Origin of the sequence: Streptacidiphilus rugosus AM-16 (genome assembly GCF_000744655.1) — a bacterium.
GTDB classification, from domain to species: domain Bacteria; phylum Actinomycetota; class Actinomycetes; order Streptomycetales; family Streptomycetaceae; genus Streptacidiphilus; species Streptacidiphilus rugosus.
Window position 1 is genome coordinate 38,338 of record NZ_JQMJ01000001.1, and the last position, 12,042, is coordinate 50,379.

Consider the following 12,042-nt stretch of genomic DNA (forward strand, 5'->3'; position numbering starts at 1 on the left):
GTGCTGGCCCACTTCGACTGGGATCCCGCCACGGCCAGGGCGCTCGCGCACGGCCCTCGTTCGGCGCGTGACCTGTCGTCGCGTTCGACGCTGCTGCGGCAGGCGCGCTCCAGCTGGGATCAGATCGGTGCGCTGGCCAACTGGCGCCGGGTCCAGCTCGCCCCGGCCGGGGCCCCGTTCGGGTCGGTCTACCAGGGTGGGGGCTTCGGTGGCTGACACCCTGCCCCGCGGTACCGCGCCGAGGGACCCGAACGAGCATCTGCGGGCGCGGTTCGAGCAGGCGCTGCAGCAGTCACGGCCGGCTCCCCCACCGACCCTCCTCCCGCCACCGCCGGCCCGCTCGGGCACATCGGGGCCTGCGGCACTTCCCGTCGCGGCCCTCCCAACGGGCGGTGGGGCCGGGCTGTTACCGGTCGACTTCACTGTGATCGGGGAGCTGCGCGGGCAGGTCGCCACCCAGCTGGCGGCCCGCACGGCCGAGGCCGGTGCGCTGGAGGTCGAGGACCGTGAGCAGCTGGGCTGGCAGCTGGTGGTCGAGACGGTCGCGCGGTGGGGCACCGACTACGCGGCCACGACGAAGCCGCTGAGCAAGGCGCAGGAGAGCGAGGTCGCGCAGGCGGTCTTCGATGACCTGTTCCGCGCTGGCCGTTTGCAGCCGCTGCTGAACGACCCCGGGGTGGAGGACATCCGGATCTGCGGCAACGACCCGGTCGAGGTCATCTACCAGGACCGCCCCAGGGCGATCCTGCCGCCGCTGGTGGCCTCCGACGCCGACCTGGTGACGCTGATCAACCAGCTGGCCCGCACCCAGGGACAAGGCGAGCGGACCCTGTCGCCTGCGGGGCCGACGCTGAACATGCGCCTGGTCGACGGCTCCCGCCTCACGGCCGCCTACCTGGTCACCCCGCGCCCGCAAGTCGTCATCCGCAAGCACCGCCTGCGCTCCACCCACCTCGGTGACCTGGTCGGCTGGGGCACCCTCGACAGCGTTCTGGCACAGTTCCTGGCCGCAGCCGTCCGCGCCCGCAAGAACATCTTCATCGTCGGCGGCCAAGGCGCCGGGAAAACCAGCCTGCTGCGCGCGATGTCCCGCGAGATTGCGCCCGGGGAACGGATCGGGACGCTGGAGTCGGAGTTCGAGCTGTGGCTGCACGAACTCGAAGGCGGACCCCAGGTCGTCCCGTTCGAGGAACGCGAGGGCAACGGCGAACGCGACGCTCAAGGCAGACTGCTGGGCCAGATCACCATGGCCGACCTGTTCCCGCAGTTGCTCCGCATGTCGCTGCGCCGCGTCATCGTCGGCGAGGTCCGTTCCGTGGAGGTCGTGCCAATGCTGCACGCCATGAACGAGGGCGAGGGCGGGTCGATGTGCACACTCCACGCCCGCACCGCCCGCTCCGCGATCGACCGCGTCGTCACCCTGTGCCTGGAGTCCGGCATCGGGATGACCACCGAACTGGCATACCGCCTCATCGCCCAGGCCGTCGACTTCATCGTCTACATCCGCCAGGTCGACGAGACCGAGATCGGCGGCGTCAAGCACCGCTTCGTAGAAGAGGTCCTGGAGGTGACCGGCATCGGGGAAGGCGGCCGCCCCGCCGTGCAGCGGATCTTCGCGCCCCGCGGCGACGGCGAGGCCCGCGAACCCCGAGGCGTCCCCCACACCACCCCGCTGTGCATCGACGATCTCGAACGCGCCGGCTTCAACCGCCAATGGCTCCACAACCCGGCCGGGTCCTGGGGCCCCAAGCCGCAGACAGTGAGGCCCCTGTGACTCCTTCGTTGATGGCCCTGATCGCCGCAGTGGCCGCTGGCGCCAGCGCGATCGGACTCCTGGTGGCCGTCGCGGCCTGGGCGGGATGGCTGGGAGACGAGCATGCGCGGCGGCGCGGCCGCGGCGAGCGGAAGCTGCGGGCCCTGGCCGGGCTGGACGGCGGAGCCGGGCGGGCTGCCTGGTGGGCCGGGCACCGCACCAGGGTGCTCACCGGGCTCGCGGTGCTGGTGGTCGTGTGGCTGGCGACAGGCTGGCCGATTGCCGGGCTGCTGTCCGGGATCGCCGCGGCGAACATCAGCTGGCTGTTCAACCCGGGCCGTGAGCACGCCGAGAAGATCAACCGGCTGGAGGGGCTGGAGGAGTGGGTGCGGCGCATGTCCGACATCCACACCGTCGGCCTGTCCCTGGAGGGTGCGGTCATCCGCTCGGTGGCCACGGTCCCGGACTCGATCGCCGCGCCGGTCCGGCTCCTGGCCGGACGGCTGGGCGCTGGCTGGCCGCCCGATGGCGCCTACCGGGCCTTCGCGGACGACCTGGACGACGTCACCGCCGACATGATCGTCGCCCTGATGCTGCTTCACGTCCAGGACCGCGGCGCAGGCCTGGGCAAAGCCCTGAAGGACCTGTCCGCGTCGGTGGCCGAGGAGGTACTGATGCGGCGCAAGGTCGAGGCCGACCGGGCCAAGCCGCGCGCCAACATGCGCTGGATCACCGTGTTCTGCCTGGTCGTATTCGGGCTGTCGATGTTCTCGGGCGCTTACGTCGGCCCCTACAGCAGCGTCGGCGGACAACTCGCCATGATCGCCTTCGCGGTCGTGTTCGTGCTGCTCCTGGTGTGGATGCGCCGGATGGCGAACCTGCGACCCGTGCCCCGCTTCCTCTCGCCGGCCGACCGCACCCTCTCCCCCGCCGAACGCGCCCACGCCGCCGACGAGCGGACGGGAAGGAGCCAGAGGTGATCTCCGTTGTCCCGGCCGTTCTGGCCGGCACCGCCGCGGGGGCCGGTATCGCGATCGCGGTCGCCGCCGCGCTCCCCGGCCGCTCCGACCTGGGCGACGTCCTGGCCCGCCTGGACGCCTCCCGCCTCGACGTCATCGCCCCACCCACCCAAGCCAGCACCGCGCACGGGGTCTACGAGCGGATCGGCTCAACAGTCTTGGCCCGGTTCGGCACGCTCGGGCTGCCACGGCGCGAGCTGGAGATCCTGCGCGAGTCCCCCGCGCTGTGGCTGGGCCGCAAAGTCGCCGTCGCCCTGTATGGGCTGATGCTGCCGCTGCTGGGCGGCGCGGTGCTGGCCGCCATGAACGAGCCGCTGTCCTTCACCGTCCCGGGAGCCGCGGGGCTGGTGTTCGCGGCGGTGTTCTGGTTCCTGATGGACGTCCGCATCCGGCAGCTCGCCGCCGAGGCCCGCCTGGAGTTCCGCGTCGCGGTCGCCTCCTACCTCGAGCTCGTCGGCCTCGAACGCGCCGCCGACGCCGGTCCCACCGAAGCCCTCAAACGCGCGGCCGCCGTGGGCGACGGCTGGGTGTTCGAACGGATCCGCGACGCCCTGCTGCGAGCCGAACTCGCCGGCATCGCCCCCTGGGACGGCCTGCGCCACCTCTCGCAGGAGATCGGCGTGCCCGAGCTCGGCGCCCCCGCGGACATCATCGCCGTGGCCGGCGAGGAGGGCGCCTCCGTGCACTCCACCCTGCAGGCCCAGGCCCGCTCGCTGCGCGGCGTGCTGCTGACCGATCAGCAGGCCCAGGCCAACACCGCCTCGGAAAAGATGGTCGTCCCCGTGGCAGCCCTTGTCATCCTCATGACCGTCTACATCGCCTACCCGGCCATCGCCCGCATCATCAACAGCTGACCCGCACGACTTCCCTGTCTTCTTTCACGCCGCCCGGGAGGCCCGACGTGTTCACCGACCCCGCCCTCACTGCCCTTCTGCACCTGCTGCGCACGCGGGCCGACCGCGTCCGGGCGCTGCACCGCGATCGGGACCGGGACCGCGGTGCACTGTCGATCGAGCTGGCGATCCTGGTGGCCGCGCTGGTCGTCATCGCCGGAATCATCGTCGTGATCGTGACGAACAAGGCCACCCAGAAGGGCAACGCCATCCCCTAACCACCACATCCGCTTGCCTTTCCCGTCAACCTCACCGGAGCGCGCCTCACCCATGACCTCCTTCCCCTCCCCGAGATCCAGCCGCGGCGCCACCCGCACGCAGCGTCTGCCGCGCGCACACCAGCGGCTCATGCGTGCGCATCGACGGCTGCAGAAGCGCACGGAGGCGGGGGCGTTGTCGCTGGAGCTGGCGATCCTGGCGCCGGTGGTCATGCTGCTGCTCTTCACCATCGTGCAGGCAGGGTTCTACTACTACGCCCGCGACGCGGCCCTTACCGCCGCCCAGCAAGGCGTTGAGACCGCCCGCCTGCGGGGCGCGACGCTCGCCGATGGGGAAACGCAGACCTGGGACCTGCTGAGCCGCACCGGCGGCAGCATCACCGGCCCGGCCGTGACCGGCAGCGACAGCGGACAACTGGTCGCCATCACCGTCACCGGACAGGTGCCCTGCTGGCTCCCCGGCGTCAGCTTCACGGTCAGTCAGACCGCCACGGCAGCGAAGGAGCAGCCGGGACCATGACGTTTCCCTGGCTCCCGGGCTCGGCCTTGCATGCACGCGGCGGCGGCCGCTGCCGAGACAACGGTGCGCTGTCGCTGGAGCTGGCGATCCTGGCGCCGGCCATCTTGATGTTCCTGGCATTGATGATCGTGTGCGGGCGGATCTACCTGACCGGCAGCACCGTGGATGACGCCGCCCGGGACGCCGCCCGCGCCGCCTCTCTGCAGAACGACCCGGGCGCTGCGCGGACCATCGCGCTGCAGGTCGCCAGCCAGTCGCTGGCCACGCAGGGACTGCACTGCCTCACCACCGACGTCCAGGTTCCGACCGCCGCGTTCGCCACCCCGCTCGGCCAGCCCGCTTCTGTGACGGTGACCGTGACGTGCCGGGTGAACCTGTCCGACGTCGGCTTTCCGGGCCTACCCGGCAGCAAGGTCCTCACCGGGTCCTTCACCAGTTCCCTGGACGAATACCGGCCCCGGACCGCACTCGGCCCGGGCTTGCCAGTGACCGGCGACCTGTCGTTGGGAAGGGATGCTGATGCACGCACCACGACGTGAGCGAACCGGCAAATTGCAGGTCCGGGTGGGCCGGGAGCGGGGCAGTCTGTCGCTGTTCACGGCGATCGTCATCCTCGCCGTGCTGGCTGTGCTGGCTCTGGTTGTCGACGGCGGTGGCCGTCTCCAGGCCCTGGCCAAAGCCGAAGGCACCGCGCAGGAAGCGGCCCGCACCGGAGCCCAGTCCCTCAACGCCGGCGACGCGCTGACCGGGCACGGCTTCACCGTCGACCACACCGCGGCGATCGCGGCCGCGAACGCCTACCTCAAGGCGGCTGGCGTGTCCGGCACGGTCACCACGGTCGGCAACCGCATCGAGGTCACCGTGAACGCGCCGTTCACGCCGCTGTTCCCGCTGCTGGGCGCCGGGACCGTCACCGGCCACGGCAGCGCCCTGCTCCTCTACCAGCCCGGAGGCTGAGATGGCCGCCATCAAACTCGTGCGCGCCCTGGCCGCCCTGGCCGCGATCGCCCTGCTGGAACTCGGCATCCCCACCGCCTTGCTGGCCGTCGGCGTGCTCCCGTCCTGGGCACAGCTGACCGGGGCGCTGACCGGGCCGGACAACGGCACCCTGTTCCTGGGCGCTCTCACCCTGCTCGGCTGGGGAGCCTGGGCCGCCCTGACCCTCAGCTTCACTGTCGAGGCCACAGCCGTGCTGCGGCACCGCAGCGCACCCCGGCTCCCGGTCCTCGGCGTCACCCAGCATCTGGCCGCGTCCCTGGTCGCCGCGATCGTCGTCCTGCTCCCCTCCACCGGCGCTCTTGCCAGCGCCGCACCCGCGACCGCCGCCACACTCCACCTCCCGCACGCCACCCGGGCGACGCCCGAGCGGGCCGCGGCAGGCGCCGCGAAAGCGGCGGCCACTAGGACGCCTGCCGGGCAGGCCGGGCAATCCCACACCGTGGCGTCCAGCGACGAGACGCTGTGGGGCATCGCCGAGCACTACCTGGGCGACGGGCTGCGCTGGCGGGAGGTCGCGGCCCTCAACAACGGCGTCCCCCAGGCCGACGGACAGAGCCTCACCGCCCACACCGTGCACCTGGTCCCGGGCTGGACACTCCGCCTGCCCACCGGTGCCGACAGCCGCCATCCCCTCAAGCGGGACGGCGACTCCTCGCGTGCCGTCACAGACAGGGACGACCACGCCGACGGCGCCAGCACCCACGGCCGCGGCGAGCGCGTCCACATCGTGCACCCCGGCGAGACGCTGTCCCAGATCGCCGAGACCGACCTCGGCAACGCGGACGACTATCCCGCCATCTACGCAGCCAGCACCCACACCGTCCAACCCGACGGCGAGCACCTGACCGATCCCGACCTCATCCTGCCCGGATGGCACCTGACCATCCCCCAGCCCAGCATTCCCACCGCCGACCCGACCAGTACACCCGGGGGCCCAGGGACAGTCCATGTCGGGGGCGGCCACTCCCCCGCGCCGACGGCTCCGAGCGACAACCCCACTGCGGCACCGACAACAACGCCCTCCCCGTCACCGACCGCAGCCCCGGAAACTGGGCCCGTGGGCGTCCCCGCCACCTCCGCTACGCCGGCGCCTTCGCAGGTCCTCACCTCTCCCGCGGCTGGCGCGTCAGGCGCGCCCACGGCGACGCCGAGCACCGCCGGCACGACGCCCTCGACCTCTGCGTCGGCGACTACTGCCGCAGCACCAGCCTCCGCAGAAGACTCCCCGGCAGCGAGCGAACTGCGCATCGGCGCGGCGATCGCCGCGCTCCTGGCCTCCGGTCTGATGGGCGGGTACGCAATCAAGCGAGCCCTGCAGCAGCGCAACCGGCGCCCCGGCCAGACCATCGCCGTCCCGGCCCAGACCAGCAGCTTGGAGCAGATCCTCGCCAGTCAGGCCGACCCCGCCAACGCCGAGTTGCTCGACATCGCGCTCCGCACCATGACCACCCATCTGCCCCACGGTGAGCCGCTCCCGCAAGTAGAGGCGGCCCGGATCGAACGGAACCGCATCCAACTGAGGGCAGACGGGGCTCCGGTCCCGCCGTTCACCCACGGCGCGGACGGCTGGTGGAACCTCGACCCCACCGCCGAACTCCTCCACTCCGCCGCCGCTGCCGACGTGGCGGCCCCCTACCCGATGCTCGCCACCCTCGGCAAAGAACCGGACGGCACCCTGCTGCTCCTCAACCTCGCCGCGATCCGCACGCTCCTCCTGGACGGCACCGCCCAGCAGGTCCGCGAGGTCGCCCGCGCACTCGCCCTAGACGCCGCCACCAGCCCATGGGGCCAAGAACTCCAAATCCTCAGCGCCGGCCTCATCGAAGCAGACCTGCCCCAGATGATGGCCACCGGCCGCATCCGGCGCCTCGACCAGATCGCTGATGCCGTCACCGACCTGGCCGACCTGCTCCTCACCGCGCACCAAGACCCCGACGCCTCCATGCCATGGATGCTGGTCGCCAGCGACGACGTCGACGAAGAAGCCGCCTGGGAACTCGCGGGCCTGGTCTCCCGCGCTCCCCACGCGCCGGTCGCGCTCGCCCTGCCGACCAAGAGCCTGGGTCCACTGTTCCCCGAGGCGTTGCGCATCGACTGCGCGACCGACCGGCCGCAGCAGCTTCCCCACACGGCAGCGCCCGTAGTGCTGCAGCGCGTCACCGAGACCGAGTACCAGATCCTGACCGAGGACCTGCACACCACCGAGCAGCCCGCGATCCCGGCCACCGGGGCTTGGACCCATGTCGCCGACGACACCAGGGAGCTGGTGCAGCCGATGGCCCAACAGGTGGCGACAGAAGAAGAATCAGCAGCGGAAGCCCCTGCGACGGCCAGCGCCCACTCCGGCGACGTGGCGGGTGGAGCCGTCACCCCGTTCCTTGCCTTCGCCGGGTCCCACACCGACTCCGCCGCACGCGCGACGTCGGTGCCCGTGCTGCCCCTCGCGCCGGTGGCCTCCGACCCGGCGACGCCCGCCGCGTCGCTGGCCGCCGACGGAACCGAGGAATCGACAGCCCTGCCGGTCGACGTGCCGCCCCGGATGGCTCCGATCACCGAGCCCGCCGACCTGCACGCCCCGGAAATCCGTATCCTCGGGTCCGTTGACGTCACCGGCCTGGGCAGCAGCGGCCGCGGAAAGCGCCTCGCCGAGGTCGCCGCCTACCTCTACCTCCGCCCGGGCCGCACCCGCGCCGACCTCGCCGAAGCAATGAGCCCGCGTACACCGTGGACCGAGAACAGCGTCAAGCAGCGCCTCCACGACCTGCGCAACCTGCTCGAGAACACCCCGGACGGAACACCGCGACTGGCACGCAACGCCCGCGACGGCATCCTGCCGACGATGACCGGCGTGCGCTGCGACTGGGCGCGCTTCCAGAAACTCGCCGAACGCGGGCTGCTCGCCGGTCCAGCAGGCATCGACGACCTCGAGGCCGCGCTGGCGCTGGTCCGCGGCCGACCCTTCGCCGGCAGCACGGCCGCGTGGAGCATGCCTGACGCCCAAGAGATGGTCTCCCGCATCGTCGACACCGCCCACACCATCGCCCGCTACCGCACCACCACCGGGCACCACCAGCAGGCGCGGGCGGCGATCGCAAAGGGCATCGACATCCACCCGAGCGCGGAACTGCTCTACCGGGACTGGATCGCCCTGGAGGCCATCGACGGCAGCCGCGCAGACGTCCAGCGAGTGATCTCCCGCCTCCAGGAAGAACTGCGCGCGTTGGACGTCGAGATGGAGCACTCCACACAGACGCTCATCGAGGCCGTGTACGAGCGGGACCTGAAGGGCAGCGCCTGACCAACCGTCCCGGACAGCACGAAGCCCTCAGCCATCTGGACCGAGGGCTTCTCGTGTGTCCGGAGCCTGTCCGCCCAGACTGTGCTCGCCGTCGTGCGAAGTCCGTCGAGCTGGTGGCACGTACCACCCACCCCACCGTCACACACCACGAGAAAACGCGCACTCCGGCAGGGCCGCCCGAGCATCACCGCCAAGACCCCGTAGGGAACGTGGTCTCGACCGTCAGTGCGGGGTACTGAGCCCCACATCCTGGGCCTCCCACGCCTCCTTGAAGCCCGGGAGATAGCGGCGAAGGTGACCGGAGCTGAGGGCTTCGCCGGACCTGCCCCCGACGCCGTGCTGCTCGAAAAGCCACTTGGCGAGTTGGTCTCCGTCGGGTTTTCTCCCTTATGGGGGTGGTGCGGCTGGGTTTGCCGGCCTCAGGGCCCCGGAGTGTTCCGGGAATGTCCGGTTTGATCATGTGATGCCGTGGAGTCGCAGGACGGTGGCGGGGTTGGTGTGGGCGCGTCTGGCGCTGGCGGCGTTGACCCAGCCGAGGGTGCGGAGGGTGCCGCGGACGATGTCGCCGAGGACGGCCATGACGGCGGGTGTGTTGCGGGTGCGGATGGTGCGGGCGTCCTCGCCGAAGATGACGTCGCGGACCCGGTGGACGCTGTTCTCGATCGTCCAGTGGCCGCGGGCCCAGGTGGCGATCTCCTCGGGGCTCGCCTGCTCGGCGGGCAGGTCGGTGACGGCGTAGACGACCTCCTCGCTCCACTTCTTCGCTCCGAGCAGGCGGCGCCGGCGACGGATGCGGACGACCTGGCGGGCATGGTGGAACAGCAGTCCGTTCACGCTCGCGACCTGGAGTTCGCGGATCTCCCCGCGGCCGTGACCGCGCTCGCTGGTGCGGTGCAGGACCGGGATCTGCTTCCAGGGAAGCGACTTGAGCTGCCGGGCGAGGTTCTTCTGGTTCCCCTTCACGCTCAGCAGGTAGTGGGCGCCGCGCTCTTCGACGAGGTAGCGGGCGTGCTCGCGCTGGGCGTGCAGGGCGTCGAGGGTGACCACGGCGTCTTCCAGTTCCTCGTCGGGGATCTGTTCCATCAGGGCTGGAACTCGGGGATCTAACCCGAAAGTAGGGCCATGCCATCGCGCGGCAGCCCTGCTGGCTTCACCGGGGCCCCGTGTGGCAGTGGGTCTCAGCCGGCCGCCGTGCGCGGACTGATGGGGAGGCGGTCCGGGAAAACCCACTGGTGGCAACACCAGCAGGGCGTCCCGGGCCGACCTCACAACCTCATTGCCGACCCCGCGTTTCTACTGGTCGCGTGGGTCCGGGTGCGGGGCAACAAGGGAGCCCGGACGGCCGGAGTGGACGGCGAGACCGCCTACTACGTGGAGACCGTGCGGGGCGTCGGGGTCTTCCTCGACGGGTTGCGGTCCGCGATCAAGGACCGCAGTTTCTGCCCTCTCCCGGTGAGGGAACGGATGATCCCCAAGGCGGGCGGCAAGCTGCGTCGCCTGGGGATCGCGACCGTGACCGACCGGGTGGTGCAGGCGTCCCTGAAACTGGTGCTGGAGCCGATCTTCGAGGCGGATTTCCTCCCGTGCTCCTACGGGTTCCGCCCCAACCACCGGACCCACGACGCGGTGGCCGAGGTCCGCCACTTCACCTCCCACTCCTACGAGTGGATCGTGGAGGGCGACATCAAGGCCTGCTTCGACGAGATCTCGCACACGGCCCTGATGGACCCGGTGCGCGCTCGCGTCGGCGGAGCGTCGCGTTGTCCTTGCGCACCGTCTTCAGTTCCGCTCGCAGGGCCGCTATTTCGGCCTGGAGCTCGTCCTGGGTCTTTTTCTTCTCGTCCACTCGATGATCTTTCGCGGCCGTGCTGGTCGTGCCGCCGGTCCGGCGGTCGGCGCGGATCCAGTTCCGCAGCGTCTCCGGGTTCACACCAAGATCGCGGGCAACTTGCACGATCGTGAGGTCGGGGTCCGAGTGGTACAGCGCGACCGCGTCGGCCTTGAACTCGGACGAATAGACCTTCATCACCATAAGTGACTCCTTCACTGCGACCCTCATCGGGCCGATCGAAGGTGTCCACTCATCGGGTGGAGGGCCCCCACCACTACCACTACAGCGACTGAGTTCCGCCGGCGCGGTTGCCGCGTGCCTGGCACCTCGGCGCCGCGCCGTCACAGCGTCCGTCGCCGCACTCGCGTTCGCCGGCGGCTCCGCGTCCAGGGAGCGAGGTAGTCGCACCGGCACCGGCTCAACCGCAGCGGCGACCGGCAGGCCAACGCCGCTCTCTTCCGGATCGCGCTCACCCGCGGCGAGCCGCGCACCGTTGCCTACATCGAGCGACGCACTGCACAGGGCAAGACCAAGCGCGAGATCATCCGTTGTCTCAAGGGTGTTGTCACGTAAACGAGTGCTTGATCATCTGATGGTGTGCCGGGGCGTGGTGGGGCCCGGTCCCGGGTCTGTGGTCAGGCTGCTGTGGTCAGGCCGGTGGCGCCGGTGACCTGGTCCCAGATGGTGAAGCGGAGGGTCATCTCGTGGCGGTGGCCGGAGGCGGTCATCAGATGACGGCCGGTTCGGAAGTGTGGTGAGATGCCGCTGAACGCGGACAGGAACCGTTGTGCCGCACCTGGCGATCGGAAGCCCCTCATCGCGCGTTCACGCTGCCTCGTGGGCTGGTGGGAGTTCTCGGCCCGGTTGTTCAACCCTTGCGAGAGCGGTGCTCCACCGAGGACATCAGCTCGCGGTGGGCCGCGCCGTAGGAGCGGAGTTTGTCGGTGACCAGCACCCGCGGCACCCGACACTGCTTCTTCATCAGCTTCGTCAGGAACCGCTTGGCGGCCTTCGCGTCCCGCTTCGACTGCACCAGGATGTCCAGCACGTTCCCGCGCTGGTCAACGGCCCGCCACAGATAGTGCCGCTCGCCGCAAATCTTGATGAAGACCTCATCCAGGTGCCACTTATCGCCGGCCGCGGGCCGGCGTAGCCCGTTCGCGTAGGCCTGCCCGAACTTGTGGCACCAGCGGCGCACCGTCTCGTGGGAGAGGATCACGCCGCGTTGGAGCATCGGCTCCTCGACCTCGCGGAAGGAGAGCGGGAAGCGGAAGTACCGCCACACGCAGTGCGCGATGACCTCCGCCGGGTAGCGGTGGCGCTTGTACGACGGCACTGTCGACGGCACGAACGCCCCCTCGGGATGATCAACCACAAGATCATCTCACGCTCGCCCGTTAACGTGACAGCACCTGACAAGACCCTCCCAACGCATATCGGCACCCGCCCCGGCCTTCATCTTGTCGGTCGGCTTGCAGGGCCGACGTTCTCAAGTCCTGAGCTCGACGTCT

The 12,042-nt window shown here is 70.6% G+C and carries 11 protein-coding genes and 3 pseudogenes; 11 read left to right on the plus strand and 3 right to left on the minus strand.

What is annotated here, in order from left to right; translation table 11 throughout:
* The 9 genes from BS83_RS46095 (at position 1) to BS83_RS00230 (ending at position 8,700) form a co-directional block, all read left to right on the plus strand.
* Complete coding sequence (locus tag BS83_RS46095) at positions 1–216, plus strand: hypothetical protein (protein WP_051942236.1); 216 nt, start codon at positions 1–3, stop codon at positions 214–216.
* A gap of 208 nt (positions 217–424) precedes the next feature.
* On the plus strand, positions 425–1,774 hold the full coding sequence (locus tag BS83_RS00195; protein WP_051942239.1) for a CpaF family protein: 1,350 nt from the start codon (positions 425–427) through the stop codon (positions 1,772–1,774).
* On the plus strand, positions 1,771–2,733 hold the full coding sequence (locus BS83_RS00200; RefSeq protein WP_232247972.1) for a type II secretion system F family protein: 963 nt from the start codon (positions 1,771–1,773) through the stop codon (positions 2,731–2,733). The genes BS83_RS00195 and BS83_RS00200 overlap by 4 nt, the downstream gene beginning before the upstream one ends.
* Positions 2,730–3,626, plus strand: coding sequence for a type II secretion system F family protein (locus tag BS83_RS00205; RefSeq protein WP_051942243.1), 897 nt, complete (start codon positions 2,730–2,732; stop codon positions 3,624–3,626). The genes BS83_RS00200 and BS83_RS00205 overlap by 4 nt, the downstream gene beginning before the upstream one ends.
* Before the next feature lie 47 nt (positions 3,627–3,673).
* Positions 3,674–3,883, plus strand: a complete 210-nt coding sequence (locus tag BS83_RS00210; RefSeq protein WP_037599533.1) for a hypothetical protein — start codon at positions 3,674–3,676, stop codon at positions 3,881–3,883.
* Positions 3,884–4,013: 130 nt separating this feature from the next.
* Positions 4,014–4,403 carry a TadE/TadG family type IV pilus assembly protein gene (locus BS83_RS00215; RefSeq protein ID WP_037600152.1) on the plus strand — a complete coding sequence of 130 codons (390 nt, stop codon included), beginning with the start codon at positions 4,014–4,016 and terminating at the stop codon, positions 4,401–4,403.
* On the plus strand, positions 4,400–4,942 hold the full coding sequence (locus BS83_RS00220) for a TadE/TadG family type IV pilus assembly protein (RefSeq protein WP_063774056.1): 543 nt from the start codon (positions 4,400–4,402) through the stop codon (positions 4,940–4,942). Before BS83_RS00215 ends, BS83_RS00220 begins: the two co-directional genes overlap by 4 nt.
* Positions 4,923–5,360: a hypothetical protein gene (locus BS83_RS00225; RefSeq protein ID WP_037599535.1), complete on the plus strand. Its 438-nt coding sequence runs from the start codon at positions 4,923–4,925 to the stop codon at positions 5,358–5,360. Before BS83_RS00220 ends, BS83_RS00225 begins: the two co-directional genes overlap by 20 nt.
* 1 nt (position 5,361) lies before the next feature.
* Positions 5,362–8,700, plus strand: coding sequence for a BTAD domain-containing putative transcriptional regulator (locus BS83_RS00230; protein ID WP_037599537.1), 3,339 nt, complete (start codon positions 5,362–5,364; stop codon positions 8,698–8,700).
* Between the two features lie 456 nt (positions 8,701–9,156).
* Here the strand turns inward: BS83_RS00230 and BS83_RS00235 are convergent, their stop codons facing one another.
* Entirely contained in the window at positions 9,157–9,783 is a 627-nt protein-coding gene (locus BS83_RS00235; RefSeq protein ID WP_037599539.1) for an ISAs1 family transposase, read from the minus strand.
* Positions 9,784–10,164: 381 nt separating this feature from the next.
* On the opposite strand from BS83_RS00235, the pseudogene BS83_RS48490 reads away from it, so the two are divergent.
* Positions 10,165–10,380 (plus strand): annotated as a pseudogene (locus tag BS83_RS48490) (reverse transcriptase domain-containing protein); the annotation flags it as partial.
* A gap of 4 nt (positions 10,381–10,384) precedes the next feature.
* Here BS83_RS48490 and BS83_RS00240 read toward each other — a convergent pair.
* Positions 10,385–10,732, minus strand: coding sequence for a transposase (locus BS83_RS00240; protein ID WP_063774057.1), 348 nt, complete (start codon positions 10,730–10,732; stop codon positions 10,385–10,387).
* A 201-nt stretch (positions 10,733–10,933) separates the two neighbouring features.
* Between BS83_RS00240 and BS83_RS46920 the strand changes: the two are divergent.
* Positions 10,934–11,104: pseudogene (locus tag BS83_RS46920) on the plus strand (IS110 family transposase); the annotation flags it as partial.
* A gap of 62 nt (positions 11,105–11,166) precedes the next feature.
* On the opposite strand, the pseudogene BS83_RS00245 reads toward BS83_RS46920, so the two are convergent.
* Positions 11,167–11,879, minus strand: a pseudogene (locus BS83_RS00245) (IS6 family transposase).
* Positions 11,880–12,042: the final 163 nt, after the last annotated feature.

Excerpts from the sequence above, each read along its gene's own strand:
- BS83_RS00215 (WP_037600152.1), top strand. The coding sequence starts at position 4,014 with ATGCGTGCGCATCGACGGCTGCAGAAGCGCACGGAGGCGGGGGCGTTG.
- BS83_RS00220 (WP_063774056.1), top strand. The coding sequence starts at position 4,400 with ATGACGTTTCCCTGGCTCCCGGGCTCGGCCTTGCATGCACGCGGCGGC.
- BS83_RS00240 (WP_063774057.1), bottom strand. The coding sequence starts at position 10,732 with ATGGTGATGAAGGTCTATTCGTCCGAGTTCAAGGCCGACGCGGTCGCG.
- BS83_RS00235 (WP_037599539.1), bottom strand. The coding sequence starts at position 9,783 with ATGGAACAGATCCCCGACGAGGAACTGGAAGACGCCGTGGTCACCCTC.
- BS83_RS00225 (WP_037599535.1), top strand. The coding sequence starts at position 4,923 with ATGCACGCACCACGACGTGAGCGAACCGGCAAATTGCAGGTCCGGGTG.
- BS83_RS00230 (WP_037599537.1), top strand. The coding sequence starts at position 5,362 with ATGGCCGCCATCAAACTCGTGCGCGCCCTGGCCGCCCTGGCCGCGATC.